The 25,812-nt window shown below is 69.0% G+C and carries 26 protein-coding genes and 2 pseudogenes; 15 read left to right on the top strand and 13 right to left on the bottom strand.

Translation table 11 applies throughout. From position 1 onward, the window contains the following. Nucleotides 1–114 precede the first annotated feature (114 nt). Nucleotides 115–429, bottom strand: coding sequence for a hypothetical protein (locus AC3IYI_RS20515; protein ID WP_489405142.1), 315 nt, complete (start codon nt 427–429; stop codon nt 115–117). Between the two features lie 250 nt (nt 430–679). Between AC3IYI_RS20515 and rpsF the strand changes: the two genes are divergently transcribed. The 4 genes from rpsF to rplI all read left to right on the top strand — a co-directional run bounded on the left by rpsF (nt 680) and on the right by rplI (nt 2,387). Next, nucleotides 680–970 (top strand): 30S ribosomal protein S6, encoded by a 291-nt coding sequence (gene rpsF, locus AC3IYI_RS20510; RefSeq protein WP_015034882.1) that lies wholly within the window; start codon nt 680–682, stop codon nt 968–970. A 72-nt stretch (nt 971–1,042) separates the two neighbouring features. After that, nucleotides 1,043–1,642 carry a single-stranded DNA-binding protein gene (locus AC3IYI_RS20505; RefSeq protein ID WP_489405141.1) on the top strand — a complete coding sequence of 200 codons (600 nt, stop codon included), beginning with the start codon at nt 1,043–1,045 and terminating at the stop codon, nt 1,640–1,642. A 43-nt stretch (nt 1,643–1,685) separates the two neighbouring features. Next, complete coding sequence (rpsR, locus tag AC3IYI_RS20500) at nt 1,686–1,922, top strand: 30S ribosomal protein S18 (protein ID WP_005315025.1); 237 nt, start codon at nt 1,686–1,688, stop codon at nt 1,920–1,922. Nucleotides 1,923–1,940: 18 nt separating this feature from the next. After that, nucleotides 1,941–2,387 (top strand): 50S ribosomal protein L9, encoded by a 447-nt coding sequence (gene rplI, locus AC3IYI_RS20495; RefSeq protein WP_243331152.1) that lies wholly within the window; start codon nt 1,941–1,943, stop codon nt 2,385–2,387. Nucleotides 2,388–2,541: 154 nt separating this feature from the next. Here the strand turns inward: rplI and AC3IYI_RS20490 are convergent, their stop codons facing one another. Further along, nucleotides 2,542–3,879 carry an MATE family efflux transporter gene (locus tag AC3IYI_RS20490; protein WP_489405140.1) on the bottom strand — a complete coding sequence of 446 codons (1,338 nt, stop codon included), beginning with the start codon at nt 3,877–3,879 and terminating at the stop codon, nt 2,542–2,544. A gap of 449 nt (nt 3,880–4,328) precedes the next feature. Between AC3IYI_RS20490 and dnaB the strand changes: the two genes are divergently transcribed. Next, nucleotides 4,329–5,792, top strand: a complete 1,464-nt coding sequence (gene dnaB, locus AC3IYI_RS20485; protein WP_489411601.1) for a replicative DNA helicase — start codon at nt 4,329–4,331, stop codon at nt 5,790–5,792. A 10-nt stretch (nt 5,793–5,802) separates the two neighbouring features. Continuing rightward, nucleotides 5,803–7,188, top strand: coding sequence for a serine hydrolase domain-containing protein (locus tag AC3IYI_RS20480; protein WP_489405139.1), 1,386 nt, complete (start codon nt 5,803–5,805; stop codon nt 7,186–7,188). A gap of 10 nt (nt 7,189–7,198) precedes the next feature. Here AC3IYI_RS20480 and AC3IYI_RS20475 read toward each other — a convergent pair. Then, nucleotides 7,199–7,429: pseudogene (locus AC3IYI_RS20475) on the bottom strand (DNA glycosylase AlkZ-like family protein); the annotation flags it as partial. Nucleotides 7,430–7,498: 69 nt separating this feature from the next. Between AC3IYI_RS20475 and AC3IYI_RS20470 the strand changes: the two are divergent. Beyond that, a pseudogene (locus AC3IYI_RS20470) lies at nt 7,499–8,671 on the top strand (IS3 family transposase). Here AC3IYI_RS20470 and AC3IYI_RS20465 read toward each other — a convergent pair. Genes AC3IYI_RS20465 through AC3IYI_RS20455 form a run of 3 tightly spaced genes read right to left on the bottom strand, consistent with a single transcriptional unit; the run spans nt 8,635 to nt 11,083 of the window. Then, on the bottom strand, nt 8,635–9,660 hold the full coding sequence (locus AC3IYI_RS20465) for a winged helix DNA-binding domain-containing protein (protein WP_489405138.1): 1,026 nt from the start codon (nt 9,658–9,660) through the stop codon (nt 8,635–8,637). The pseudogene AC3IYI_RS20470 and the gene AC3IYI_RS20465 sit on opposite strands and share 37 nt — an antisense overlap. Before the next feature lie 53 nt (nt 9,661–9,713). Continuing rightward, nucleotides 9,714–10,178 (bottom strand): GNAT family N-acetyltransferase, encoded by a 465-nt coding sequence (locus AC3IYI_RS20460; protein WP_489405137.1) that lies wholly within the window; start codon nt 10,176–10,178, stop codon nt 9,714–9,716. 17 nt (nt 10,179–10,195) lie between these two features. Next, nucleotides 10,196–11,083, bottom strand: coding sequence for a GNAT family N-acetyltransferase (locus AC3IYI_RS20455; protein ID WP_489405136.1), 888 nt, complete (start codon nt 11,081–11,083; stop codon nt 10,196–10,198). Nucleotides 11,084–11,218: 135 nt separating this feature from the next. Here AC3IYI_RS20455 and AC3IYI_RS20450 point away from each other — a divergent pair, with 135 nt between their 5' ends. Together AC3IYI_RS20450 and AC3IYI_RS20445 are read left to right on the top strand one after the other, a co-directional pair. Continuing rightward, a complete protein-coding gene (locus tag AC3IYI_RS20450; RefSeq protein WP_489405135.1) occupies nt 11,219–11,869 on the top strand; it encodes an HAD family hydrolase in 651 nt (216 codons plus the stop codon). 121 nt (nt 11,870–11,990) lie between these two features. After that, the gene (locus AC3IYI_RS20445) at nt 11,991–13,202 is read left to right on the top strand and encodes a globin domain-containing protein (protein ID WP_489405134.1); all 1,212 of its coding nucleotides are present in this window, start codon (nt 11,991–11,993) and stop codon (nt 13,200–13,202) included. 26 nt (nt 13,203–13,228) lie between these two features. Here AC3IYI_RS20445 and AC3IYI_RS20440 read toward each other — a convergent pair whose 3' ends face one another. The 4 genes from AC3IYI_RS20440 to AC3IYI_RS20425 form a co-directional block, all read right to left on the bottom strand. Then, nucleotides 13,229–13,708, bottom strand: a complete 480-nt coding sequence (locus tag AC3IYI_RS20440) for an NUDIX domain-containing protein (protein ID WP_385368599.1) — start codon at nt 13,706–13,708, stop codon at nt 13,229–13,231. A 118-nt stretch (nt 13,709–13,826) separates the two neighbouring features. Continuing rightward, entirely contained in the window at nt 13,827–14,990 is a 1,164-nt protein-coding gene (locus tag AC3IYI_RS20435) for a cystathionine gamma-lyase (RefSeq protein WP_489405133.1), read from the bottom strand. After that, nucleotides 14,987–15,478: a low molecular weight protein-tyrosine-phosphatase gene (locus tag AC3IYI_RS20430; RefSeq protein ID WP_489405132.1), complete on the bottom strand. Its 492-nt coding sequence runs from the start codon at nt 15,476–15,478 to the stop codon at nt 14,987–14,989. The genes AC3IYI_RS20435 and AC3IYI_RS20430 overlap by 4 nt, the downstream gene beginning before the upstream one ends. A 12-nt stretch (nt 15,479–15,490) precedes the next feature. Next, entirely contained in the window at nt 15,491–15,874 is a 384-nt protein-coding gene (locus tag AC3IYI_RS20425; protein ID WP_489405131.1) for a phage holin family protein, read from the bottom strand. A gap of 90 nt (nt 15,875–15,964) precedes the next feature. Here AC3IYI_RS20425 and AC3IYI_RS20420 point away from each other — a divergent pair, with 90 nt between their 5' ends. The 4 genes from AC3IYI_RS20420 (at nt 15,965) to AC3IYI_RS20405 (ending at nt 18,255) form a co-directional block, all read left to right on the top strand. After that, a complete protein-coding gene (locus AC3IYI_RS20420; RefSeq protein WP_250738593.1) occupies nt 15,965–16,282 on the top strand; it encodes a cupin domain-containing protein in 318 nt (105 codons plus the stop codon). 178 nt (nt 16,283–16,460) lie between these two features. After that, a complete protein-coding gene (locus AC3IYI_RS20415; RefSeq protein ID WP_243331368.1) occupies nt 16,461–16,679 on the top strand; it encodes a DUF5326 family protein in 219 nt (72 codons plus the stop codon). A 291-nt stretch (nt 16,680–16,970) separates the two neighbouring features. Continuing rightward, nucleotides 16,971–17,708, top strand: coding sequence for an IclR family transcriptional regulator (locus AC3IYI_RS20410; protein WP_489411600.1), 738 nt, complete (start codon nt 16,971–16,973; stop codon nt 17,706–17,708). 97 nt (nt 17,709–17,805) lie between these two features. Then, nucleotides 17,806–18,255 carry an SsgA family sporulation/cell division regulator gene (locus AC3IYI_RS20405; protein ID WP_243331178.1) on the top strand — a complete coding sequence of 150 codons (450 nt, stop codon included), beginning with the start codon at nt 17,806–17,808 and terminating at the stop codon, nt 18,253–18,255. Nucleotides 18,256–18,461: 206 nt separating this feature from the next. On the opposite strand, the gene AC3IYI_RS20400 is transcribed toward AC3IYI_RS20405, so the two are convergent. After that, on the bottom strand, nt 18,462–19,868 hold the full coding sequence (locus AC3IYI_RS20400; protein WP_489405130.1) for a YibE/F family protein: 1,407 nt from the start codon (nt 19,866–19,868) through the stop codon (nt 18,462–18,464). A 211-nt stretch (nt 19,869–20,079) separates the two neighbouring features. Between AC3IYI_RS20400 and thiC the strand changes: the two genes are divergently transcribed. Continuing rightward, entirely contained in the window at nt 20,080–21,867 is a 1,788-nt protein-coding gene (thiC, locus tag AC3IYI_RS20395; RefSeq protein WP_389689740.1) for a phosphomethylpyrimidine synthase ThiC, read from the top strand. A gap of 74 nt (nt 21,868–21,941) precedes the next feature. Here thiC and AC3IYI_RS20390 read toward each other — a convergent pair whose 3' ends face one another. Together AC3IYI_RS20390 and AC3IYI_RS20385 are read right to left on the bottom strand one after the other, a co-directional pair. Continuing rightward, on the bottom strand, nt 21,942–22,805 hold the full coding sequence (locus AC3IYI_RS20390; RefSeq protein ID WP_489405129.1) for an FkbM family methyltransferase: 864 nt from the start codon (nt 22,803–22,805) through the stop codon (nt 21,942–21,944). A 107-nt stretch (nt 22,806–22,912) separates the two neighbouring features. Further along, complete coding sequence (locus AC3IYI_RS20385) at nt 22,913–24,025, bottom strand: tetratricopeptide repeat-containing glycosyltransferase (RefSeq protein ID WP_489405128.1); 1,113 nt, start codon at nt 24,023–24,025, stop codon at nt 22,913–22,915. A gap of 260 nt (nt 24,026–24,285) precedes the next feature. Between AC3IYI_RS20385 and AC3IYI_RS20380 the strand changes: the two genes are divergently transcribed. Further along, a complete protein-coding gene (locus AC3IYI_RS20380) occupies nt 24,286–25,698 on the top strand; it encodes a hypothetical protein (RefSeq protein WP_489405127.1) in 1,413 nt (470 codons plus the stop codon). The last annotated feature ends 114 nt before the right edge of the window (nt 25,699–25,812 follow it).

Raw genomic sequence — 25,812 nt, 5'->3', positions numbered from 1 at the left:
GGCGGCTTCGCTGGCTATGGCGCGAAGCCTACTGCGACGGGGGCGCCACCCATCTGGGGGACAGGCCGGGCCCGGGCCGGTGGGAGGCCGGCGCCCCGTCGCGGAGGCACCCGGTCAGCCCAGCCAGCCGCCGAAGAGACCGCCGTGCGCCATGCCGAGGAAGAACCCGATGGCCGAGGCTCCGAGGCCGATGATCAGTGCTGTGCGTTCGCGTGTCGTGGCGGAGATGAACTGGCCGTAGAGCCCGGTGACGATCCCGATCAGCCCGGCCCACGAGCTGAGCAGGTGCAGATTGTGGAAGAAGGCCGTGACGAACGCCACGGCGCCGAGGACCAGGGTGACGGCCACCAGGGTGTCCTGGAGCGGATGGGGTTTTCCGTCGGTCGCGAAGAGCGAGATGGAGGACTGAGATCGCATTGCCTGTGCCATCGGAAGGCACCTCCTGGCTGCAGCAGAGCGGTGCTGCGGGCTTCCTCCGGCAGGGGCCGAAGGCATAGCACCGAGCACACCCGATGCATACAGATTGTGGCCTCCTGGTGCCGGATTTCAACCGGAAGGAGTCGAGGAGGTAGTCTGTACAGCTGCGCGGTGTCTGCTCTGCAGATGCCGTGCGCACGCATCACGACCCTCCTGCCACGGAACGACCGTGGCCGCTGAGTCCAAAGGAGGTGGGTTCCACATGCGTCACTACGAAGTGATGGTCATCCTCGACCCCGATCTCGAGGAGCGCGCTGTCTCCCCGCTGATCGAGAACTTCCTTTCTGTCGTCCGTGAGGGCAACGGAAAGGTCGAGAAGGTCGACACCTGGGGCCGTCGTCGTCTCGCTTACGAGATCAAGAAGAAGCCCGAGGGCATCTACTCGGTCATCGACCTCCAGGCCGAGCCTGCGGTCGTCAAGGAGCTTGACCGACAGCTGAACCTGAACGAGTCGGTTCTCCGGACCAAGGTCCTTCGCCCCGAGACCCACTGAACTTCGGTTCAGCGGTAATCGGGACCGAGTAGCACAGCAGCCCAGCAGCAATCCCCGCCGAGAGGTTCATCCATGGCAGGCGAGACCGTCATCACGGTCGTCGGCAATCTCGTCGACGACCCCGAGCTGCGCTTCACCCCCTCGGGTGCGGCGGTCGCGAAGTTCCGTGTCGCGTCCACTCCCCGCACCTTCGACAAGCAGACCAATGAGTGGAAGGACGGCGAAAGCCTGTTCCTGACCTGCTCGGTCTGGCGCCAGGCGGCTGAGAACGTCGCCGAGTCCCTCACGCGGGGCATGCGCGTCATCGTGCAGGGCCGGCTGAAGCAGCGGTCGTACGAGGACCGTGAGGGTGTCAAGCGCACGGTCTACGAGCTGGACGTCGAGGAAGTCGGCCCCAGCCTGAAGAACGCCACGTCCAAGGTCACCAAGACCACTGGTCGCGGTGGCCAGGGTGGGTACGGCGGCGGTGGCGGCGGTCAGCAGCAGGGCGGCGGCGGCAACTGGGGCGGAGCCCCCGGTGGCGGCGCCCCCCAGGGCGGCGGAGCTCCCTCCGACGACCCCTGGGCGTCCAGTGCGCCGGCCGGCGGCCAGCAGCAGGGCGGCGGCGGTGGCGGTTGGGGCGGAAGCTCCGGCGGCTCCGGCGGTGGCTACTCGGACGAGCCGCCCTTCTAGGGCAGCTCGCTCCCCCACTTCTTGATTTCACAGGAGAGACACAATGGCGAAGCCGCCTGTGCGCAAGCCTAAGAAGAAGGTCTGCGCGTTCTGCAAGGACAAGACCGCGTACGTGGACTACAAGGACACGAACATGCTGCGGAAGTTCATTTCCGACCGTGGCAAGATCCGTGCCCGCCGCGTCACCGGCAACTGCACGCAGCACCAGCGTGACGTCGCCACGGCTGTGAAGAACAGCCGTGAGATGGCACTGCTGCCCTACACGTCCACCGCGCGATAAGGAAAGGGTGACCGAATAATGAAGATCATCCTGACCCACGAGGTCTCTGGCCTCGGCACCGCCGGCGACGTCGTCGACGTCAAGGACGGCTACGCCCGCAACTACCTGGTCCCGCGTGGTTTCGCGATCCGCTGGACCAAGGGTGGCGAGAAGGACGTGGCGCAGATCCGCCGCGCCCGCAAGATCCACGAGATCGCGACGATCGAGCAGGCCAACGAGTTCAAGGCCAAGCTCGAGAACGTCAAGGTCCGTCTGGCCACCCGCGCGGGTGACGCCGGTCGTCTCTTCGGTTCCGTCACGCCCTCCGACATCGCCACGGCGATCGAGGCGTCCGGTGGCCCGAAGGTCGACAAGCGCCGCGTGGAGCTGGGCTCCCCGATCAAGACCCTCGGTTCGTACCAGGTCTCCGTGCGTCTGCACGCTGACGTGGCCGCGACCGTCGGCATCGAGGTCGTCGCCGCCTAAGGGCTGCGCATGAAGGGCCGCACCCCTGTGGGGGTGCGGCCCTTCATCGTTGTTTCACGTGAAACAACGGGCTCGTTCATCGGTCCTGTTTCACGTGAAACATCGCTCCAGGGCGACAGCGGGCGACAGCGGTCTACCGCGGGCCGCCTCCGCTCTATCGGGTGGCTCCGGCGACCAGCCAGCGGCCCGAGCGGGCGCGCAGCTGGAGGGTGACCATGCGGACCAGCATCATCAGGGTCATCGCGCACCACAGGCCCGTCAGCCCGCCGCCCAGGGCGGGTACGAGCAGGGCGGCCGGCGTGAAGACGACGAGGGTCAGCAGCATGGCCCAGGCCAGGTAGCGGCCGTCGCCCGCGCCCATCAGGACGCCGTCGAGGATGAAGACGATGCCGGAGACGGGCTGCGAGAGGGCCACCACGAGCAGGGCCGGCAGCAGGGCGCCTTCGACGGCGGGGTCGCTCGTGAAGAGCGGGATGAACACCGGGCGGGCCGCGATCACGACCAGGCCCAGGACGATGCCGGAGACGATCCCCCACTGCACCATGCGGCGGCACGCCGCCTTGGCTCCCTCCGTGTCGCCCGCGCCGAGGTAGCGGCCGATGATGGCCTGCCCGGCGATCGCGATCGCGTCGAGAGCGAAGGCGAGCAGGCTCCACAGGGCGAGCAGGATCTGGTGGGCGGCGATGTCGGCGTCCCCGAGGCGTGCGGCCACGGCGGTCGCGATCAGCAGGACCGCCCGCAGGGACAGGGTGCGGACCAGCAGGGGCGCACCGGCCTGGGCGCAGGCCCGGATGCCGTCGGCGTCGGGCCTCAGGGAGGCGCCGTGCCGGCGGGCGCCCCGGACGACCACGACCAGGTAGGCGGCGGCCATGGCGCACTGGGCGATCACCGTGCCCCAGGCGGAGCCGGCGATGCCGAGACCGGCTCCGTAGACGAGGGCGACGTTCAGGACTCCGTTGAGGGCGAAGCCGCCGATCGCGACGTAGAGCGGGGTCCGGGTGTCCTGGAGGCCGCGGATGACGCCGGTGGCGGCGAGCACCACGAGCATCGCGGGGATGCCGAGGGCGGAGATCCGCAGGTAGGTGATCGCGTACGGGGCGACGGTGTCGGAGGCCCCGAAGAAGGAGATCAGGGTGGGCGCCGTGGGCAGTACGACGGCGACGACGGCCGCGCCGAGGAGCAGGGCGAGCCAGATGCCGTCCATGCCCTGCCGGATGGCGGCCTGGAGGTCGCCCGCGCCGACGCGGCGGGCCACGGCCGCGGTGGTGGCGTAGGCGAGGAAGACGAAGATGCTCACGGCCGTGGTGAGCAGTGTGGCCGCGATGCCGAGACCGGCCAGCTGGGGTGTGCCGAGGTGGCCCACGATGGCGCTGTCGGCCATCACGAAGAGGGGTTCGGCGACGAGGGCGCCAAAGGCGGGGACGGCGAGTGCGAGGATCTCGCGGTCGTGCTGTCTCGGGGCAGCCTTCGGTGCGGTGGGGGCCAGTCTCATGTGCTCAATCTAATCTTCCACAGGTAATAGATGCAAGGGCTCTTGGGTCCTTACCGATGCGTCGATTCGAGCGTTCGTCCCACCTCATTGGAGGCGATCTCGGGACAGTGGCCAGAAATTTTCTCCCCCACAGCCGGTGGAGGGGGAAATGCCAGGTCAGGTGGGGTGAGGGGGTGGTCCAGGTGATTTTGTCCACAGCGCCGTCCCCCGGTCCGTGCACAGCTTCCGGGGAGTTACCCACAGCATTGGCGCCGTCATCCACACCTCATGCACACAGCCTGTGGATAACAGGATTGGCTGACGTCGCTCCCGGCCCTACCGTTGGTCGTTGTCCGACTCGCCGAGAGCCGATTCGGGTGCCCCAAATGTCAGAGCCGTGTCGTAGAAAGAGTGACACGGCAAGGTCCGCGTTGCGGACGGGAGGAGGCCCGGTGAGCATGTCCGAGCCCATGGACGACCCCTGGGCCGACAGCGGTCCAGGTGACCGTCTGCCCGCCCGTACGCGCCGCAACGGCGAAGGCCGTGGCCGCGGGGACGAACAGAGCGACCGAGGCCGTGAGGGCGGCTCCTGGGACGGCGGTGGCGGCGGCTTCGAGCGGGTCCCGCCCCAGGACCTCGACGCCGAGCAGTCCGTCCTGGGCGGCATGCTGCTGTCCAAGGACGCCATCGCCGACGTCGTCGAGGTGCTGAAGGGGCACGACTTCTACCGTCCGTCGCACGAGACGATCTACCAGGCCATCCTCGACCTGTACGCCAAGGGAGAGCCGGCCGACCCGATCACGGTCAGCGCCGAGCTGACCCGGCGCGGTGAGATCAGCAAAATCGGCGGCGCCCCCTACCTGCACACCCTGGTCCAGTCGGTCCCCACGGCGGCGAACGCCGAGTACTACGCGGAGATCGTCCACGAGCGGGCGGTCCTGCGCCGGCTGGTCGCCGCCGGTACGAAGATCACACAGATGGGTTACGCCGCCGACGGAGACGTCGACGAGATCGTCAACAGCGCCCAGGCCGAGATCTACGCCGTCACCGAGCAGCGGACCTCCGAGGACTACCTGCCGCTCGGCGACATCATGGAAGGCGCCCTCGACGAGATCGAGGCGATCGGGTCGCGCAGCGGCCAGATGTCGGGCGTCCCGACCGGCTTCACCGACCTGGACTCGCTGACCAACGGCCTGCACCCGGGCCAGATGATCGTCATCGCGGCCCGACCCGCCATGGGTAAGTCCACCCTCGCGCTCGACTTCGCCCGTGCCTGTTCCATCAAGGCGAACCTGCCCAGCGTCATCTTCTCCCTCGAAATGGGGCGCAACGAGATCGCGATGCGCCTGCTCTCGGCGGAGGCCCGGGTGGCCCTGCACCACATGCGCTCGGGCACGATGACGGACGACGACTGGACCCGGCTGGCCCGCAGGATGCCGGACGTCTCCGCCGCCCCGCTCTACATCGACGACTCCCCGAACCTGTCGATGATGGAGATCCGGGCGAAGTGCCGCCGCCTCAAGCAGCGCAACGACCTGTCGCTCGTCGTCATCGACTACCTCCAGCTGATGCAGTCGGGCGGCTCGCGCCGGCCCGAGAGCCGCCAGCAGGAGGTCTCGGACATGTCCCGAAACCTCAAGCTCCTGGCGAAGGAGCTGGAGGTCCCGGTGATCGCGCTGTCCCAGCTGAACCGTGGTCCCGAGCAGCGCACCGACAAGAAGCCGATGGTCTCCGACCTGCGTGAGTCCGGCTCGATCGAGCAGGACGCCGACATGGTGATCCTGCTGCACCGCGAGGACGCGTACGAGAAGGAATCCCCCCGCGCGGGCGAGGCGGACCTGATCGTGGCGAAGCACCGTAACGGTCCGACGGCCACCATCACCGTGGCCTTCCAGGGCCATTATTCGCGGTTCGTGGACATGGCCAACACATAGCATCCGCAGCATGGATACCGCACTGGAAGATCTTGTCCTCCTGCCTGCGACCCGGCGTGCGCTGAGCCACCGGATCGCGGTCGCGCAGCGCGAAGGCCGGACTCCGTCCCTGGTGGCGGCCGTGGTGCGGGGTGGCGAGGTGGTCTGGGAGGGGTCCCGGACCATGGTCGAGGGGCACGGTCCCGACGGAAACGTGCAGTACCGGATCGGGTCGATCACCAAGACGTTCACCGCCGTGCTGGTGATGCGGCTGCGGGACGAGGGCCTGCTTGAACTGGGCGACCCGATCGAGAAGTTCCTTCCGGGTACCGGAGTCGGCGAGGTGACGGTGGGACAACTGCTGTCCCACACCTCCGGACTGGCGGCGGAGACGCCCGGCGAGTGGTGGGAGCGCACGGCGGGCACGCTGCGGCCGGAGCTCTCGGACGTCCTGGGCGAGACCCCCTTCCGCTTCGAGCCCGGTCGGCGCCACCACTACTCCAACCCCGGGTACACACTGCTCGGTTCACTCATCGAAGCCGTCCGTGCGAGGCCCTGGGAGGAGGCGCTCCGCGCCGAGGTTCTGGAGCCGCTGGGGCTGGAGCGCACGACGGCGCAGCCGGTGGCCCCGCACGCGGGCGGCTGGGCGGTGCACCCGTGGGCGGACGTGATGATGCCGGAACCCCTGGAGGACCTCGGGCTCATGGCCCCGGCCGGCCAGCTGTGGTCCACCACCGGTGATCTGGCGAAGTTCGCCGCCTTCCTCGTACGGGGTGACGCGCGCGTGCTGAGCGCCGAGTCCGTACGGGAGATGCGGACGTCGGCCACTCCCCCGGAGCTGGGCATCGCCGACCTCGGATACGGGCTCGGGGTACAGCTGACGCAGAGCGGTGGGCGACAGCTCGCGGGACACAGCGGTTCGCTGCCGGGCTTCCTCGCCGGGCTGTGGCTGAGCGAGGCGGACGACGTGGCGGCGGTGGCACTGGCCAACTGCACGTCGGGGCTCGCGGTCTCGACGCTGGCGGCCGAACTGGTGGGCATCGTCGCCGAGGCCGAGCCACGGATCCCCGAGCCGTGGCGGCCGCTGCGGGAGGCCGATCCCGTCGCGCTGGAGCTGTGCGGCCCGTGGTACTGGGGCACGTCGGCCCAGGCCGTACGGCTGGCCTACGACGGATTCCTGGAGCTGGGCCCGGTGGGCGCGACCGGCCGGGCCGCCCGTTTCCGGCGGGAGCCGGACGGCAGCTGGACCGGACTGGGCGGCTACTACGCGGGTGAGTCGCTGCGGGCCGTCCGGCGGCCGGACGGATCGGTGAGCCACCTCGACCTCGCCTCGTTCGTGTTCACCCGCGAGCCCTACGACCCGAAGTCCCCGGTGCCCGGCGGGGTCGACCCGCAGGGCTGGCGGGGGATCGGCTAGCGCACCGCCCTCACCCCGTGACGAGTTCGCGCTCCAGCGGGGTGCGGAAGCGCGGGGTGATCCGGTCCTCCCCCAACCAGGCGGCGAGCCGGACGGCCTCGGCGGCGACGGCCTTCTCGGCTTCGCTGCCGGGGTCGCCCAGCAGCCGGTGGACGACCTCGCCGTCGCCGCGCTGGGCCCAGCCGCCGACGATCTCTCCGTTCCACCACACGGTGGGGCCGATGTTGCCGGAGCGGTCGAAGTGAGGTGCCCCGAAGTTCGCGGACTCCCGCCATGCAAGAGATACTTACCTTGACCAAAGGATAGGTAAGTGGCAAAGCGCACGACCCCGTACTCGGCAGAACTCAAAGAGCGAGTAGTGCGGGAAGTACTCGACAAATCACGCCCCCACGCGGATGTCGCCAAGGAGTTCGGTGTCACCGAGAGCTCGTTGAGTCGTTGGGTCGCCCAGTACCGGAAGCGGCACCTCGCAGGCGAACCGATGGCAGATTCCATCGCCGCGGACGAGCGTGTCCGCGAGTTGGAGAAGAAATTGCAGGAGGTCACCACCGAACGGGACTTCCTAAAAAAAGCGGCAGCCTTCTTTGCCCGCGACCATCGGTGACCGAGAAGTATGAGTTCATCGACGGCGAGAAGGACAATTTCCCGATCACGGGCATGTGCACCTGGCTTGACGTTTCCACCTCTGGTTTCTACTCCTGGAAAATGCGACCGGCTTCGCCCACTTTTCGAGCGGCGTGAAAAACTGAAGCTCATCATTCGTCATGTCTTCGACGAATCCGATGGCACCTACGGATACCGCCGAGTTCACGCCGCCCTCGGCCGCAAGGGCGTCGAGGCAGGGCCCGAGCTGGTGCGTCTCCTGATGCGGGACCTGGACCTGGTCCCCTGCCAGCCAAGGCCCTGGCGGATCACGACCGTGTCAGACAATGATCAGCCGGCACTCCGGGACTTCCTCGGACGCGACTTCACGGCCGCCGCTCCCGGACAGAAACTGGTGGGAGACATCACATACATCCACACCTGGGACGGCTTCCTCTACCTGGCGACGGTGATTGACTGCCACACCAAGGCCGTTGTCGGCTGGTCCATGGCGAACCACATGAAGACATCCCTCATCTCGGACGCCGTCGACATGGCAGCGGGCAATATCAAGCTCGCTGATGGATGCATATTTCACTCTGACAGAGGAAGCCAGTACACTTCACAAGAGTTCCGAACGAAACTTCAAAGGATGCAAATGCGGCCCTCGGTCGGCAAGACCGGAGTCTGCTGGGACAACGCCATGGCCGAGTCTTTTTTCGGAGCCCTGAAGAACGAACTCGTGTATCGCACTACCTTCCCGTCCCGGGAACACGCACGCAAGGCGATAGTGCGGTACATAGAAGTCTTCTACAACCGTAGACGCCTGCACTCGGGACTTGGGTACAAGACCCCGCAAGAGGTTCACCGCGAATACGAGAAGATACAGCTCGCAGCGTAAGTTTCTCGCGCAAGCACAGTCCGTTTTCTTCGGTGCCCCTCAAAGAGCGGCGGGCGGTGGGCGGGATCGAGGTGGAAGCCCCGGTCCGCCCAGCCCATAGCGCTCGGGTCCAGGGCGGGCAGCAGGGCGGCCCAGGGCTCCTGGCCGGGTTCGGGCCCGGTGTCCCCGGGGCAGACGATCGCGGTGGTGCCGTCCTCGAGCCGGACCTCGTCGGGGCCGACGGCCGCGAGGGCCTTGCGGACCTCGGTGAGGGTCCAGCCCGTCCACCACCTGAGGTCGGCCTCGGTGGCCGGACCGTAAGAGTGGAGCCAGCGCCGGGCGATCTCGGCGCGGGCCTCGGCCGCGGGCACGGCCGGCCAGGGTTCGGTGTGGACCCAGCGGTACTGGCTGGAGGTCCACGAGCCCCGGGGCCGGTCCCGGCGGATCCGCCCGTCGGCGGCCAGCAGGCGGATGACGCGCGTGGCGACCCCCGTCTCGGTCTCGTACTTCTTGCCCCGGCCGTAGACGAACTTCCGGCGCAGAGCGGGGACGGCGGCGGAGAGCTGGCTGCCGGTGGAGGGGCCTTGGGCGTCGAGCGCGTCCAGCACGGCGCTCTCCACCCGGGCCAGCCAGTCCGCGTCGAGGCCCTGACCGTCCTCCTCCAGGTGCTTGAGGAAGGTGCGGCGCTCCTTCACGGCGATGCCGCGGGCGGTGGAGGCGTCGACGTACGGGGCGAGCTCGGCGGAGACGGCGAAGAGCGTGTTGCGCATGCTGAGCAGCCGCACGAGGGTCACGTCCTCGTACAGGGCCCGCTCGATCGCGGCGGGCGAGCCTTCGCCCAGCCTGGCGCGGGCGGAGAGGAAGACCGTCGCGGCATCGGTGGCGTGCAGGGCGACGACGGCGTCCGCGGCCTCGGACACGGTGGTGGCGTGTGCCGACGGGGCCAGGCGGTGCCGGCGGCCGAGGCGTCGGCGGCGCTCCGCCGTGGTGACGAGGGGAAGGCTGCTCATCCTCCCGATCGTAGGCCGGGCAGCCGACAGCGACCCGGCCCACGCACGGGGCCTCAGAGCTGGAGCTTGAACCCGACGTGGGAAGCGGTGAAGCCGAGCCGCTCGTAGAAGCGGTGGGCGTCGGTGCGGGTCACGTCAGAGGTGAGCTGGACGAGTTGGCAGTTCTCGGCACGGGACCGTTCGATCGCCCATTCGATGAACCGGGTCCCCAGCCCGCTGCCGCGTTCGTCGGCGTGGACCCGTACGCCCTCGATGATCGAACGGGTGCTCCCCTTGCGGGAGAGTCCGGGGACGATCGTCAGCTGGAGGGTGCCGACGACGCGGCCCGCGCGGACGGCGACGACCACGTGCTGGTGGGGGTCGTCCGTCAGCCGCTTGAGGGCCACCACATAGGGGGTCAGATCGTCCGGGGACTCCCGGGTGGCGCCGAGCGGATCGTCTGCGAGCATCGCGACGATCGCGGGCAGGTCCTCCTCGGTGGCGGGACGGATGAGCAGGCCGGAGTTGCTGTCGGTCATGGTCTGGTGCTCCTTGCTCAGCCGGCCGCCACGGTGAGCGGGGCCCACCGGCGGGTCCAGTCACCGGCCAGGCCGGGGATGTCCCGGGTCATGACGGTGTTGAAGGCCACGGAGCCGAGACCGCGGTCCTTGAGCCAGTCGAGCAGTTCTTCGTGGCGTACGTCGACATCGGTGCGCAGGTGCCGGTCGGTGGCCGCCGCGAGGGCGGTGACCAGCGCCCTGGCCGTGTCGGTGTCACGGGCCACCAGGGGTCCGATGACATGGGTGTCCATGTTCGGCCAGATCGCTCCGTAGCCGATCAGGTCGCCGGAGGGGGCCTCGGCGACGAGCAGTCGGTCCGTGAAGGCGGGCAGCCGGGTGATCAGGTGGGTCCGGTCGACGCCGAACACCTCTTCGTCCAGTCGCAGGATCCCCGCGATGTCCTCGGCGCCGGCGGGCCGGACGCGGACGGTGTCCGGTGCGGGTGCACCGGCATCCGGGAGGAAGGCGCCCCGCAGCATCTCGGCGCGGCCGGTGGTCTCGAAGCCGAGCTCCTCGTAGAGGGGGCGGCCGTACGGGGTGGCGTGCAGGGTGATCGGAACGCCCTTGAGGACCTCGTCGCAGATGTAGGTCATGAGGCGCCGGCCCAGACCCTGGCGGGCGTAGCGCTCGGCGACGAGGACCATGCCGATGGCGGCGAGCTCGGGGTCGGCCATCGGCGGTCCGTAGCGGGTGACGACGCAGGCCGTGGCCAGTCCCTGTCCGTCGGGGGCGTCGATGCCGTAGCCGTGTCCGGCGGCGAGCAGCAGACCCCACTTGTGGTCCTCGCGGGGCCAGCCGCGGTCTTCGGAGAGATCGGCGCAGTGGCGGAGGTCTTCCACGGTCAGTGCGCGGATCGGGAGAGAGGTGAGGTGTGGTGGTGTCACGGCCCCAGACTGGTTCATCGAAGGTGACCCGGTCCAGGGGATTTGGGGTGGATGTTTCACGTGAAACATCCACGCGAGGTCCGGTGGGGGACATCCACTGTTTCACGTGAAACGAACGTACTAGCCTCGACGGTTATGACCCTCCTTCACCTGTTCGACCTCGACGGGACGCTGATGTACGGCTCGGCCTCGCCGGTCGAGATCTCGCGGCAGCTCGGGCTGTCCGACGAGATCGCCGAGCTGGAGCGGGCCTTCGCCGCACGGGAGCTCCAGCCGCACCAGTTCGCGCTGGCGGCGCAGAAGCTCTGGGCGGACCTGACTCCGGCACACGTCCGGGCGGCGTTCGACGGGGCTCCTTGGCTGTCGGGGATCCGGGAGGTCTGGCAGGAGATCCGGGAGCGCGGGGACTACTGCGCGGTCATCTCGCTGTCGCCGTCCTTCTTCGTGGAGCTCCTGCTGGAGTGGGGCGCGCACGCCGCGCACGGCTCGGTCTTCCCGGAAGTGCCCTTCACCCGGCCGGTGGACGTGGCCGGGATCCTGACTCCGGAGGGGAAGGTGGCGGTCGCCGACCGGCTGTGCGCGCGGTTCGGCCTGACCCGGGCCGACTGTGTCGCGTACGGGGACTCCAGCACCGACGTGGCGCTCTTCGCAGCGGTCCCGCTTTCCGTGGCGGTGAACGCCCGTCCCTACTTGGTGGAGCGGGCGACGCACGTCTACGAGGGCCGGGACCTGCGCGAGGCATACCAGCTGACAGGGGTGGCGCGCACGGGAGTTGAGGCATCTTAAGGGGAAAGTGGGTTCGAAACGCGGATTTCCCGCATTTCCCCGCAAGCTCTGGGGCGGACTGGCACGCTGTGGAACCCGGAACCACGGATTCGAAGGCCGTGGCGCGTGCAGCCCTACCGAGATGCTCGAAGCGAGGCACCGCATGGACGCTCCGCCCACCAGATCGGCAAGACGGGGGTCATCCCGGATACCGTCCAGGGACGGGGCGCCCGAGCCCTCCCCCGACGCCGTGCTCATCCGACGGACCCTCGCGGAGATCGCACCCGTCGCCGACAAGGTGACCTCCTACTTCTACGCCGTCGTCTTCACGGGATACCCGGACCTCCGGGGGCTGTTCCCCGCTGCCATGGACGTGCAGCGCGACCGGCTGCTGAAGGCGCTGCTCACGGCCGCCGAGCACATCGACAACCCCGAGGTGCTCACCGCCTACCTGCGCAGGCTGGGCACGGGGCACCGCAAGTACGGAACCAGGCCCGAGCACTATCCGCCGGTGGGAGAGGCCCTGATCGCGGCGCTGGCCAAGTACGCGGAGGCCACCTGGGGGCCGGAGACCGAGGCCGCCTGGGCCCGGGCGTACACCGCGATCTCCCAGATCATGATCGACGCGGCGGCCGAGGACGAGCCCAAGGCGCCGCCGTGGTGGCACGCGGAGGTGGTCTCGCACGATCTGCGCACCTCCGACATCGCGGTGCTCACTGTCCGCCCCGACCAGCCCTACCCCTTCCTCGCGGGCCAGTACACGAGCCTGGAGACCCCATGGTGGCCGCGGATCTGGCGGCACTATTCCTTCGCCTCGGCGCCGCGCGCGGACGGACTGCTGTCCTTCCACGTCAAGGCCGTTCCGGCGGGATGGGTCTCCAACGCGCTCGTCCGGCACGCCCGCCCCGGCGACGTGCTGCGGCTCGGGCCCCCGGCGGGATCGATGGTGGTGGACCACAGCACCGACAACGGAATGCTGTGCCTGGGCGGCGGCACGGGCATCGCCCCGATCAAAGCACTGATCGAGGACGTGGCCGAGCACGGAGAGCGGCGCCCGGTGGAGGTGTTCTTCGGGGCGCGCAGCGACGACGACCTGTACGACAAGGACACGCTTCTGGGGCTGCAGCGCTCGCACCCCTGGCTGTCGGTGCGCCCGGTGGTCTGCGACGAGGGGCTGGCCGGACAACTGCCGCAGGCCGTCGGCACTCACGGACCCTGGAGCTCCTACGACGCGTTCGTCTCGGGGCCGGCGGCGATGATCCGCAGTGGGGTGGACGCGCTGAAGAGGATCGGGATCCCCGGTGAGCGGATCCGGCACGATGCGGTGGAGGAACTGGCGGGCGTCGCCGGCTGATTCCGGCGGCGCCCGCGTGCGGTGGGTCAGCCCAGGTCGGGGGCGTGCATCGCGCGCACGCCTTCGATGTTGCCGTCGAGGTAGTGGCGCAGGGACAGCGGGACGAGATGCACCGCGGCGATGCCGACGCGGCTGAAGGGCACGCGGACGATCTCGTACTCGCCCTCCGGCTCGTCGATCTCGGGGCCGTGCCGCTGGCTGGGGTCCATGGATTCGAGATGGCAGACGAAGAAGTGCTGCACCTTGACCCCGGTCACTCCCCCGTCGGCGATGTGCTCGACGGTGTCGACGAAGCAGGGCACGACATCGGTGATCTTCGCGCCGAGTTCCTCGTGGAGCTCTCGATGGAGGGCGTCGACGACGGTCAGGTCCGAGGGCTCCACGCCCCCGCCGGGGGTGAGCCAGTACGGGTCGACGCCGGGTTTGGTCCGCTTGATGAGGATCAGGTCGCCACCGTCGAGCAGGATCGCGCGGGCGGTGCGTTTGACCACTGGACGTTCGGTCATGGGAGAAGAGTGGCCCAGACTTCCGCTTCTGAAACGCGTGCCGGTGAAACCCGCCGGGCGGGGATCCGGGCGGTCCGAGCCGCGGGGCGACGCACTCGGACCGCCTTCGGGCGGGCGGTCAGCTCTTCGCGGCCGCCAGGTCGAGTGCTCGCAGGACGTCCGCGACCAGGTCCTCGGTGTCCTCGGCACCCGCGGAGAAGCGGATGAAGCCCTCCGGAACGTTGTCGCCACCCCACCGCCGGCGGCGCTCCGCGGTGGAGCGCACCCCGCCGAAACTGGTGGCGTCCTCGACGAGTCGCAGCGCGGCCATGAACCGTTCCGCGTGAGCCTGATCGGGCAGGGTGAAGGAGACCACGGAGCCGAAGCCGCGCATCTGTCGCGAGGCCGTCTTGTGGGACGGGTCCGCCGGCAGACCCGGGTAGCGCAGCGCGGTGACGTCGCCGCGGTCGGCCAGGGCCTCGGCGACGGCGAGCGCGTTGGCCCACTGACGCTGGGCGCGCAGCTGGATGGTGGACAGGGACCGGTGGGCGAGCCAGGCCTCCATGGGGCCGGGGATCGCGCCGACCACCTTGCGCCAGCGGCGGATGCCCGCGGCGAGCCCGGCATCGCGGCAGACGACGTACCCGAGCAGCAGGTCGCCGTGGCCGGTCAGGCCCTTGGTGCCGCTGGCCACCGAGAAGTCGGCACCCAGTTCGAGGGGGCGCTGGCCGAGCGGGGTCGCGAGGGTGTTGTCGACGGCGACGAGGGTTCCGCCGGCGTGCGCCGCGTCCACGAGGCGTCGTACGTCGCAGACGTCGAGCCCCGGGTTGGACGGGGTCTCCAGCCACAGCAGCCGGGCCCCGTCGAGAACCGCGAGCTGGGCGTCCTCGCCGGTGGGGGCGGTGCGCACGTGGACTCCGTAGGCCTCCAGCTGTTCTCGGACGAGGGGCAGCACCTGGTAGCCGTCGTCCGGCAGGACGACGGTGTCGCCGGCGCGGGCCTGGGAGAGCAGGACGGCGGACACGGCGGCCATGCCGGAGGCGAAGACGACCGTGTCCACCCCGTCCAGGCCGGGGGCCTCCAGCTCCCCGATGGCCCGCTCCAGCAGGGTCCAGGTGGGGTTGGTGTCACGGCCGTAGGCGTAGGGGCCCTCGACGTCGCCGGGAAGGTGGAAGTGGGCGGCGAAGACGGGGCCGGGCAGCGGCGGCTCGTTCTTGACGGGCTCCGGCAGACCGGCGCGGACGGCGACGGTGCCGTCTCCGAGCCGCTCGGACGTCGCAGGCACGGGGCCGGGGGCGTTCATGGGGTGTGCTCCTTCACGGCTTCGCTTACGGCGGCCAGCAGGCCGGGGCTCGCCGACTCGACCAGGTGCAGGCACTCCTCGAATCCGTCGAGGGGGCCGTAGTAGGGGTCCGGTACGTCGGTCTGCGCGGAGGAGGCCGCCGGGTCGTAGGACCGCAGCAGCCGGACCTTGGCGGCGTCCTGCGGGGTGGGGGCGAGCGCTCTGAGGTCGCGCAGGTGCCCGACGTCGAGTGCGATGACGAGGTCGAGGCGGGCGAACCAGGAGGCCCGGAACTGCCGGGCCCGGTGTCCCGGCTCATATCCGGCGGCCTCCAGTACGGCCACGGTGCGCGGGTCGGCCCCGTCCCCCTCGTGCCAGCCGCCGGTGCCGGCGCTGTCGACCTCGACCAGGCCCGAGAGCCCGGCGTCGGCCACATGGGAGCGGAAGACCGACTCGGCCATGGGCGAGCGGCAGATGTTGCCGGTGCATACGAAGCACACGCGGTACATGGGCGCCCGGCTTCAGTTCTTGTCGGGCAGGACCATGTTCAAGGCCCAGGAGACGACGGAGATGATCAGGGCGCCGACGATCGCCGACCAGAAGAAGTCGTTGACGTGGAAGCTGAGGTCGAACTGCTGCGCCAGCCAGGAGGTCAGCAGCAGCATCGCCGCGTTCACCACGATGGTGAAGAGGCCGAGGGTGAGGACGAAGAGGGGCAGCGAGAGCAGTCTCACCACGGGCTTGACGATGAAGTTGACCAGGCCGAAGATCAGCGCGACCAGGATCAGGGAGAGTGCTTGGTGGCCCATGCTGGTGCCGTCGTCCAGCGTGATGCCCGCGACGAGCCAGATGGCGACGGCCAGGGCTGCCGCGTTGGCGAGGGTCTTGACTACGAAATTCGTCATGTGTCTGATCGTTGCAGAGAAGGTCCCGGTGGAACATCAGCTGATCTGCGGATGCTTGCCGGACGAGAGAGCACAAGGGGTACGAAGAGGATGAAGGCCTTCCGGCTGGACGAGCTCGAGGCCGAGCGGGCCGCGAACAAGGGTGCCTACCTGCAGTTCCTGCGCGAGCGGAACATGTCGGTCGGGCTGTACGCGCTGGACGCCGGGCAGAGCGATCCCCAACAGCCGCACGGCCAGGACGAGGTGTACTTCGTCGTCAGCGGCCGGGCCTCGATCACCGTCGGCGAGGAGACGACGATGGTCGCCAACGGGAGCGTGGTCTACGTGCCGGCCGGGGTGCCGCACAAGTTCCACCACATCACCGAGAACCTGAAGGTAATGGTCGTCTTCTCTCCGCCGGAAGGGTGAACGGCCGGAAGGACGAACGGACCGGGGCTGAGGGTCCGGGGCCCCTTCCCCCTAGGGGTCGGATCAGGGGACTACGGGGGCTCGCAGGCCCCCGCTGGGGGCCGTGGCCTCCTAGCATCGAGAGCAGGAGTTCACCGGCTAGACGGACTAGGAAGAAGAGGTCGAGGACATGGAAGGCATCCGAGGGATATTCGAGGGCATGCCCTGGTGGGTCAAGTGGGTCGCCGTCCCGCTGCTGGTGCTGTTCGTCTTCGGTGGTGTGATCACCAGCATCATCGGTGCGCTGATCGGCTTCCTCTTCAAGGCGCTGCTCCTCGTGGCCCTGGTCGGAGGCCTGATCTTCGTCGTCCGGAAGTTCAAGGGCACCGAGTCGAAGTCCTCCGCCGGGGAGTGGTAGAACTGGCGCAACCAGGGTCACAGTGGGATTAACCCAGCTGAGGGAACGTGAAGCGCTAAACCGCTCACAGCCCGGGAATCGGCGGATAGAGTGGCAATCTGTGCCGTTCCCTGGGCACCGAACGCCGGTACTGCCGCTCTGACCTGCGGTTCTTTGTTACAGCCGCCGAGCACGACCCCCAGGAGTCACGGCACACGCGGGGGCGGCCCCCGCAGGGCGGGCCCCCCCAAGGCTCGCCGCCACGCCTGGGGGTGAGCTTTGTCTTCGGTTCACAATGCCGGTGTGCCGACTCTGATCGGTTCGGTGCAGCGGGCACTGAGGCTGCTCGAAGCGGTGGGTTCCCATAGTGAGGGAGCCCCGGCGAAACAACTGGCGCGCGAGGCCGGGCTCCCGCTTCCCACCGCGTACCACCTGCTGCGCACCCTGACGCACGAGGGCTATCTGCGACGGGAGAGCGGGGTCTTCGTCCTGGGGGACGCCGCGGGCCGTCTGGCCGGTGGCGGGCTTCAGCAGAAACGTCGCAGCATGATCCTCGACTCCCTCGCGCACTTCCGCGACGCGGTCGGGGCCCCCGTCTACTTCGCGGTCTACCGCGAGGGTGAAATCGAGGTCGTGGGTGTCTCGGACACCCCGGCGAACCCGGCGTGCGAAGAGTGGGCCGATTTCCGCGAGACCGGGCACGCGCACGCCGTCGGGCAGTGCCTGCTCGGCCAGCTCGACGAGAAGGCCCGCAAGGACTACTACGACCGGCACCCGGTCGAGGCCATCACCGCCTACACCGTGCGGGACATGGCGGCTCTGGAGCAGCGGATCGGCTCCATGGAGCGGATGCAACCGGTGACCGAGCGGCAGGAATACGCCCTGGGCACGGTGTGCGCGGCCATCCCCATCACGGCCGGCGACACCGCCGCGACCATGGCGATTTCTCTTCCTCTGCACCACGAAAATCGATTGCTGTATGCGGTCGATCGGCTACGGAGTGAAGTAGGCGCGCTGTTGAGCACCCTCTCGTTCTCTATCAGTATCTGAAAACTCACTCCTTGTGATCTGCAAGCGCTTCCACCACTCTTGTCAAGAGGGCCTTGGGGGATCATTCCTGGCCACTTCCACTACAGCGGGGTAGTCAATGCGCGAGTCGGTACAGGCAGAGGTCATGATGAGTTTCCTCGTTTCCGAGGAGCTCTCGTTCCGGATCCCGGTGGAACTCCGGTACGACGCTCGTGACCCCTACGCAGTCCGCCTGACCTTCCACCTTCCCGGAGATGCGCCCGTGACCTGGGCGTTCGGCCGGGAGCTCCTTCTGGACGGCATCAACAAGCCGTGCGGTGACGGCGATGTCCACATCGCCCCGACCGATCCGGAGGAACTGTCCGATGTCCACATCCGGCTGCAAGTAGGTGCAGACCGGGCACTCTTCCGCGCGAGCGCGGCGCCACTCGTGGCGTTCCTCGACCGCACCGACCGGATCGTCCCGCTCGGCCAGGAGCGCAACCTCGGGGATTTCGAGGAGAACCTCGACGAGGCGCTCGACAAGATCCTCGCCGAGTCGCAGCAGAACGAGCAGAACGCGGGCTGACCGGAGCCCGGCCGGACGCCTGCTGACCAGGGCGTGCCGGCACGCACCAACTGCATCACCGCACCACCTGCATTACTGCCTCACCACGTACGCACCACGTTTACGCACCACGGCTCAGCGTGCCGACGCGCTGAGCGCTCCACCTTGCCGTTCCTCACGACCGGCCGTGCGCGCGAACTGACCATTCGCGCCCGCAGGTCCGCCTTTCAGCGCTTGCGTCGCCGGCCCCGGCCGCTGCGGAGCGGCCCCGAGGCCGCTGTGGCCGCCGGGGATTCCGCGCGGTCTGCGGACACCAGCAGCGCGGCCAGTGCCGTCGTCACGGGTACCGAGGCGACCAGTCCGATCGAGCCCACGAGGGTTCGTACGATCTCTTCCGCGACCAGCTCGCTGTTGGCCACCGAACCCATACTGCTGTTCGCGATCGAGAACAAGAGAAGCAGTGGCAACGCCGCGCCTGCGTACGCCAGTACCAGGGTATTAACCACCGACGCGATGTGGTCACGCCCGATGCGGATACCCGCCCGGTAGAGCCCGCGCGGGCCCATCGACGGGTCTGCCTGGTGGAGTTCCCACACCGCCGAGGTCTGAGTGACGGTCACGTCGTCGAGTACGCCGAGCGATCCGATGATGAAACCGGCAAGCAGCAAACCGCTCATGTCGATGTTCGGGTAGAGCCCGTGGATCAGCCCGGTGTTGTCGTCCGTGTTGCCGCTGAGGAACGCCCAGTCGACGAACACCGAGCCCAGCAGGCCGATCAGCAGCAGCGAGATGATGGTGCCGAGGACCGCGACCGAGGTGCGAGCCGTCAGCCCGTGGCACATGTAGAGCGCGATCAGCATGATCGCGCTGGCTCCGACCACGGCCACGACGAGCGGATTCGACCCCTGCAGGATCGCCGGGAGGATGAAGAGGGTCAGCACCGCGAAGCTGACGGCGAGGGCGATGAGCGCGAACAGCCCGCGCATCCGCCCGACGAGGACCACCGCGAGGGCGAAGATGCCCGCGAGCAGGGCCATCGGCAGCTTGCGGTTCACGTCGATCACGGAGTACTGGAGATCCCGGGGCGCGTCCGGGGCGTAGGCGACGACCACGTCCTGGCCGTCCGTCAACTGTCTCGGGGCGCCCGGCTGGACGATCTCGACGAACTCGCGGCCCTTGTCGGGGCCGCTGCCGACCTTGATGGTGGCCTTCTTGCACTCGCCGTTCTGTGAGGCGAGGGCCTCTCGCCCCTCGGGGGTGGAGGTGTCGCCGGTGGCCGGTACCTGCGCGGCGTTCACCGATTTGCAGTCGACGTGTTGGAGCGCGACGACCGTGGCCTGCTGGGTCTGCCGGTCGAAGCCGACTCCGGTGCGCGCGTGGTCCGGCGCGCCACCGGGCCAGAGCACCACCATGCCGATCACGACGGCGGCGGCGAAGGGGATCAGCACGGCCGCGATCACCTTGCGCAGGTGCTTCGAGACGGGAGCCGCCGGGCCATGGCTGTGCGCATGGCCGTGGGAGTGCCCGGGAGACGGGTCGGGCGAGTGGCCGGGGTCTGCGTGCGTGTGGCATGAGTGGCCGGCGTGACCAGCGGGATCCGTGGGCTCGATGGGGGGCTGCGGCGAGGACGTCACTGGCAGATCATCGCAAGAGATGAGGGGGCCCACTGTTCAGCACGCCACACATGACGCTAGCGTGGGGGCTACTTTGCACAACGCGGGAGCTCGGAGCACCGGGCTGAGAGGGCGCTGATCACCGTTCGCATTCGAATATGCGTACGGGAGGAGGCTGCGTCGACCGCCGAACCTGTTACCGGGTAATGCCGGCGTAGGGAGATTAGGTCTCATGACCATTCAGGACGCACGCACGCCTGCCGTCAGCCAGGACGCCGATGGCCAGACCGAGCGCCAGCCTGGCTGGCACAAGGGGTACGTGGCGGGCTCCCGCCCCGACATCCGGGTGCCGGTTCGCCAGGTCCACCTCACCAACGGCAAGGACGTGACGCTCTACGACACGTCCGGGCCGTACACCGACCCGCAGATCGAGACCGACGTGCGCCGCGGCCTGCCGCCGCTGCGCGAGAACTGGATCATCAGCCGCGGTGACACCGAGGAGTACGCGGGCCGCCCCGTGCGCCCCGAGGACGACGGCATCAAGCACACCTCGCCGCGCGGAGGCCTCAAGAACCTCGACGCGGTCTTCCCGGGCCGTCCGCGCCAGCCCCGCCGTGGCCGTGGCGGCGCCGCGGTCACGCAGCTCGCGTACGCCCGCCGGGGTGAGATCACCCCGGAGATGGAGTACGTCGCGATCCGCGAGAACGTCTCCCCCGAGGTCGTCCGCGAGGAGATCGCCGCAGGTCGCGCGGTCATGCCGGTCAACGTGAACCACCCCGAGATCGAGCCGATGATCATCGGCAAGCGGTTCCTGGTGAAGGTCAACGCCAACATCGGCAACTCCGCGGTCACCTCCTCGATCGAGGAGGAGGTGGACAAGATGACCTGGGCGACCAAGTGGGGCGCCGACACGGTCATGGACCTTTCGACCGGCCGCAACATCCACACCACCCGCGAGTGGGTGCTGCGCAACTCTCCCGTGCCGATCGGCACCGTGCCGCTGTACCAGGCGCTCGAGAAGGTCGACGGCCGCGCCGAAGACCTGACCTGGGAGATCTACAAGGACACGGTCATCGAGCAGGCCGAGCAGGGCGTCGACTACATGACGGTCCACGCCGGCGTGCTGCTGTCGTACGTGCCGCTGACCGCCCGCCGCAAGACCGGCATCGTCTCGCGCGGCGGTTCGATCATGGCCGCCTGGTGCCTGGCGCACCACAAGGAGAACTTCCTCTACACGAACTTCGAGGAGCTCTGCGAGATCCTCGCGGCGTACGACGTCACGTACTCGCTGGGTGACGGCCTGCGCCCCGGTTCCATCGCGGACGCCAACGACGCGGCGCAGTTCGCGGAGCTGAAGACGCTGGGCGAGCTGAACACGATCGCCAAGCGGCACAACGTGCAGACGATGATCGAGGGCCCCGGGCACGTCCCGATGCACAAGATCAAGGAGAACATCGACCTTCAGCAGGAGATCTGCGAGGAGGCGCCGTTCTACACGCTCGGCCCGCTGACCACCGACGTCGCGCCCGCGTACGACCACATCACCTCGGGCATCGGCGCCGCGATGATCGCCTGGTGGGGCACCGCGATGCTCTGCTACGTCACGCCCAAGGAGCACCTGGGCCTGCCGAACCGCGACGACGTGAAGACCGGTGTCATCACGTACAAGATCGCGGCCCACGCGGCGGACCTGGCCAAGGGCCACCCGGGCGCCCAGGAATGGGACGACGCCCTGTCGGACGCCCGGTTCGAGTTCCGCTGGGAGGACCAGTTCAACCTGGCCCTCGACCCGGACACGGCCCGTGAGTTCCACGACGAGACCCTCCCGGCCGAGCCGGCCAAGACCGCGCACTTCTGCTCCATGTGCGGTCCGAAGTTCTGCTCGATGAAGATCTCCCAGGACATCCGCCGCCAGCACGGTGGCGACCTGGGCGCCGAGGAGATCGAGGCGGGCATGGCGGAGAAGTCCGCCGAGTTCGCGGCCGCGGGCAACCGCGTGTACCTGCCGCTGGCCGACTGACCCTCCGCTCCGGCACACACGGACGGCCCGCGACACCGAGGGGGGAGTCGCGGGCCGCCGTGGGGTACGTCGTGTCAGCCCAGCGCGGCGAGATAGCGGTTGGGTGCGTCCGGGGCGGCGAGATTGCGCATGCTCAGCTGGTTGAGGCAGTAGTAGGCGAGGTCGGTCGAGTCGTAGACGTGGTGGGCGACCAGGGCCAGCTGCCTGAGTTGCTCGTCGGTCATCGACTCGGGGTGTCCGAAGTCGCGCACGTACACGACATCGGCTTCGAGGAGCTGGTGCCGGGCCGTGCGGAAGTCGCCGCCGAAGACCACCGGGGCGATCGGCCAGCGCTTGATCGCTGCGAAGGCGTGTGGGATGAATCCCTGGCCGCGCAGCTCCTGGTCCACGTCGCCGAACACGGGCTGGTTCTCGTACAGCGGGACGAAGGAGACCTCCGTGTGCACGGCCACGGCCCCGGCCAGTTTTTCCCGGGCGCCTTGGAAGACCATCAGCTCGGCCCCCTGGATGTCGATCTTCAGCAGATCGAAGGCGCCGACCGCTTCGACGTCGTCCAGTCGTCGGGTGGAGACCCGGACCTCTTCGCGGATCCGGCCCCATTCGCTGAAGCCGTTGAAGAGCCCGAGCCGGTTCGCGTCGGGGCGGAAGAGGCTGGTCATCCCGGAGCTGGTGGCTACGCAGAGCGTGTGGGTGCCGCCGTCGCCGAGGGCGTCGGGCAGGTAGGTCTCGTACGGGCCCTTGCGGCGTTGCAGCGTCTCCAGCGCATCGGGCTGAGGCTCGAATCCGGTCACTCTGCACAGGCCGGCCTCGAGCATGCCCCGGTACGGCGGGTCTCCGTCGATCGGGTTGGCGCCCACGTCGACGACGTGGGTCGGACGGGTCGGCTGCACCAGGTCGAGCAGGGGTGAAGCGGCATGCGTCGAGGCAGTGATGGTCATGGGCGCTCTCCGGGTATCGAGCTGACGAAAGCCTGATGAGGACCCCTTCGACGCAGTTTTCCGCAACCGGAGTCGATCGGGCACGGACGCCACGCGAGGAGACGGGGTCAGGCGAATACCCGGGACTCCACGCCCAGCTTGCGCCGCGCGAACTCGAGGTTCGCGAGGATCCGGTCCTGCTGGTCGTCGGGTAGCTTGCCGTCCTGGAGCAGGCGTTCGCAGCAGTCCGATGACTCCTGGTACTCACCGGTCCAGTAGGCGGCCACCGCGAGTTCGTCGAGTGCGCGCCAGTCGTGCCAGGCGAACTCCACGAAGAGGATGTCGTCCGGGTACGGCACCCGTACGGCCTGCCGGGCGAACAGGTAGGCGAGGGGCCAGCGGCTTTCGAGGCGGCAGAGGCGGGCGAGGTCTGCGAGGGCCTCGGCCCGTGAGGGACGGCTCTCGTGTGCGCGGAGGTAGCGGTCCATCACCTCGGCCGGCGGCCTGTTGAGGGTGACCGCGAGGCGCGCGGCGTAGAGCTGCGCGCAGTAGGTCTCCTCGGCCCAGCCGCCCATGGCCACCCGGTGGTCGTACGCGGCGAGGGACTTCTCCGGCTCTCCCGCGTCGCGCCAGCTCTGGGCGAGGTAGAACGCGTAACGGGCGTTGTCGGGTTCTTTCGCGAGACCTTCGGTGAGTACCTCCGCGTCGCGCAGGTACTTCGCCCGCTGGCCTTCCGCCCGGAGGCGGCCCCCACCGCCGACGGAGAGGATGTTGAAGCCCTCGATCACGCCGCGGCTGTACTCGGTGCCGGATTCGATGTACTCGTGGAGTACGCCCACGTACCGCCAGGGCAGCCGGTTGGAGACCAATGCAGGCCGCCAGTGAACGATCGGACCGTCGTGCAGCGCGACCTGGTACGCGTCGAGCGTCAGGTCCGGCATGCGGAAGCCGGGCTGAACCTGCATCTCGTCGTCGCCGTCGATGAACAGCAGGTAGTCGGCGCTGGAGCGGGCGAGTTCGATCGCCTCGGTGCGGCTGCCGTCGAAACCCTTCCACGGCCGTTCGTGGAGCGTGCCGGGCAGGTCGGCGAAGCAGTCCCGGATGACGTCCTGGGTGCCGTCGGTGGAGCCCGTGTCCACGATCACCCAGGTGTCGATCAGGGGGCGCACCGACTCCAGGCACTTTCGGATGGTCGGAGCCTCGTTCTTGACGATCATGTTCAGACAGATGGTCGGCTTCACCGCAGCACCCTCTCCTCGGACGGATCGCGGGCGACTTTAGGGAGTGAGGCCGCCGATCGGGTGGCGGCACGCCGACCGAAGCACCGTTGCGCGCTCGTGGACGCATCCATTGGTAGGGGCCTGATAGGCCAATCTGTTGATAGGGGTCAAAAACCCTCAAGACAACCCAGCTGTCGTCCGTAGCCCCCGGAGGAACCTCGAACTTGCGGCCGGGGCGTCACCCGTGCCGGCTCGCATTCCGTTTCAAAGGAGCGCTGTACATGAGTCGTGAGCACCGGACCAAGGCCATGGCACTCGGCCCCATCCCCCGCAAACGGGCCTGGATTGCGGGAGGCGCCCTGGCCTCGCTCTCCCTCGTCCTCGTGGGCATGGCCAGCCCCGTCGTCGCGGCGGTCAAGCCGACCGTCTCGGCCGTGAGCGCTGCGGCACCGTCGGGCGGCGGAGGCGACGACTGCAGGCCGCACGGCGGACCTCACGACGGGCCGCACGGCAAGCCGCCGCACGCCGCGCTGCTGGACAAGTACCTGGGCGGCGGGGACGAGGGTGACGGCCCGGGCTGGGACGACAACGGGCGCGACCCCCACGACGGGCACGACGACAACTGCAACGGCCAGACCGGCCCGACGGGTCCGACCGGCCCCACGGGTCCGACCGGCCCGAAGGGCGACACGGGTCCCACCGGTCCTACCGGCCCGGGTGGGACGGGTGCGACGGGTGCCACCGGCGCGACGGGTGCCACCGGCGCGACGGGTGCCACCGGTGCGACCGGTGCGACGGGTGCGACCGGTGCCACGGGTGCGGGGGGTACGGGCTCGGTAGGACCGACCGGCCCCACCGGTGCGACGGGTGCCACGGGTGCGCCGGGCGCTGACGGCGCTGACGGCGCGACGGGCGCTACCGGTGCCACGGGAGCGACGGGTGCGACGGGTGCGGGCGGTACGGGCTCGGTAGGCCCCACCGGCCCCACCGGCCCCACTGGCCCGACGGGTGCCACTGGCCCGACGGGTGCCACGGGTGCGACCGGTGCCACGGGTGCTGGGGGTACGGGCTCCGTAGGCCCCACCGGCCCCACCGGCCCCACGGGTGCCACGGGTGCCACGGGTGCGACGGGTGAGACGGGTCCTGCCGGTACTACCGGTGCGACGGGTGCGACCGGTGCCACGGGTGCCACGGGTGCGACCGGTGCGACCGGTGCGACCGGTGCCACGGGTGCGACCGGAGCCACTGGTTCGTGCAGCGCCGTCGCCGCCTACAAGCCCACCGGCTCGGAAGAAGTCAAGGCAGTCAACAGCAACACCGCGGTGTGGGTCGGAATCCGGAGCATCCAGCCGGACGTCGACCCCTTCGAGTGGAACAACCTGAGCGACAACGCGCGCTTCCCCGCCGGGGCGTGCGGCGTCTCGGTCAGTGACCAGGCCGGGCTGATCAACGTCGAGACGGTGGCCCCCAACGGGACGGTCTGGGAGACCACGTGCACCCAGAACCCCACTAACCCTCCGAGCCTCACCTGCAACTCCCCCTGGGCCCCGGTGAACGCTCTGGTCGACAGCCCGCCTCTGCAGAACCAGTCCGCCAAGAACATGCCCGCCAAGAAGCCTGCCATCAAGAACCAGGCTGCCAAGAAGCCGGCCGCCAAGCACATGGCGGACAAGGGCAACAAGCACCGCGGCTGACACTCCGACGGGTAACCCCGGCGGAAGCAACACCATGAACCGACAGTGAACCCAAGCGCCGGGCCGCTCCTGAGGGAGCGGCCCGGCGTTTATGTGCTTGTGCTGGAGTGCGCT

The sequence above is a fragment of the Streptomyces sp. GL_148 genome (assembly GCF_057834205.1).
This window is presented reverse-complemented; position numbering and strand designations above follow the sequence as displayed.

Bases quoted from the DNA above. Each gene is read 5' to 3' on its own strand.
- dnaB (WP_489411601.1), top strand. From the start codon at position 4,329: ATGGACGACCCCTGGGCCGACAGCGGTCCAGGTGACCGTCTGCCCGCC.
- AC3IYI_RS20430 (WP_489405132.1), bottom strand. From the start codon at position 15,478: ATGTACCGCGTGTGCTTCGTATGCACCGGCAACATCTGCCGCTCGCCC.
- AC3IYI_RS20405 (WP_243331178.1), top strand. From the start codon at position 17,806: ATGCGCGAGTCGGTACAGGCAGAGGTCATGATGAGTTTCCTCGTTTCC.
- AC3IYI_RS20440 (WP_385368599.1), bottom strand. From the start codon at position 13,708: ATGACCGAACGTCCAGTGGTCAAACGCACCGCCCGCGCGATCCTGCTC.
- AC3IYI_RS20420 (WP_250738593.1), top strand. From the start codon at position 15,965: ATGAAGGCCTTCCGGCTGGACGAGCTCGAGGCCGAGCGGGCCGCGAAC.
- AC3IYI_RS20505 (WP_489405141.1), top strand. From the start codon at position 1,043: ATGGCAGGCGAGACCGTCATCACGGTCGTCGGCAATCTCGTCGACGAC.
- AC3IYI_RS20450 (WP_489405135.1), top strand. From the start codon at position 11,219: ATGACCCTCCTTCACCTGTTCGACCTCGACGGGACGCTGATGTACGGC.
- AC3IYI_RS20445 (WP_489405134.1), top strand. From the start codon at position 11,991: ATGCTCGAAGCGAGGCACCGCATGGACGCTCCGCCCACCAGATCGGCA.
- AC3IYI_RS20490 (WP_489405140.1), bottom strand. From the start codon at position 3,879: ATGAGACTGGCCCCCACCGCACCGAAGGCTGCCCCGAGACAGCACGAC.
- thiC (WP_389689740.1), top strand. From the start codon at position 20,080: ATGACCATTCAGGACGCACGCACGCCTGCCGTCAGCCAGGACGCCGAT.
- AC3IYI_RS20515 (WP_489405142.1), bottom strand. From the start codon at position 429: ATGGCACAGGCAATGCGATCTCAGTCCTCCATCTCGCTCTTCGCGACC.
- AC3IYI_RS20465 (WP_489405138.1), bottom strand. From the start codon at position 9,660: ATGAGCAGCCTTCCCCTCGTCACCACGGCGGAGCGCCGCCGACGCCTC.
- AC3IYI_RS20460 (WP_489405137.1), bottom strand. From the start codon at position 10,178: ATGACCGACAGCAACTCCGGCCTGCTCATCCGTCCCGCCACCGAGGAG.
- AC3IYI_RS20425 (WP_489405131.1), bottom strand. From the start codon at position 15,874: ATGACGAATTTCGTAGTCAAGACCCTCGCCAACGCGGCAGCCCTGGCC.
- AC3IYI_RS20380 (WP_489405127.1), top strand. From the start codon at position 24,286: ATGAGTCGTGAGCACCGGACCAAGGCCATGGCACTCGGCCCCATCCCC.
- AC3IYI_RS20390 (WP_489405129.1), bottom strand. From the start codon at position 22,805: ATGACCATCACTGCCTCGACGCATGCCGCTTCACCCCTGCTCGACCTG.
- rpsR (WP_005315025.1), top strand. From the start codon at position 1,686: ATGGCGAAGCCGCCTGTGCGCAAGCCTAAGAAGAAGGTCTGCGCGTTC.
- AC3IYI_RS20480 (WP_489405139.1), top strand. From the start codon at position 5,803: ATGGATACCGCACTGGAAGATCTTGTCCTCCTGCCTGCGACCCGGCGT.
- AC3IYI_RS20435 (WP_489405133.1), bottom strand. From the start codon at position 14,990: ATGAACGCCCCCGGCCCCGTGCCTGCGACGTCCGAGCGGCTCGGAGAC.
- rpsF (WP_015034882.1), top strand. From the start codon at position 680: ATGCGTCACTACGAAGTGATGGTCATCCTCGACCCCGATCTCGAGGAG.
- rplI (WP_243331152.1), top strand. From the start codon at position 1,941: ATGAAGATCATCCTGACCCACGAGGTCTCTGGCCTCGGCACCGCCGGC.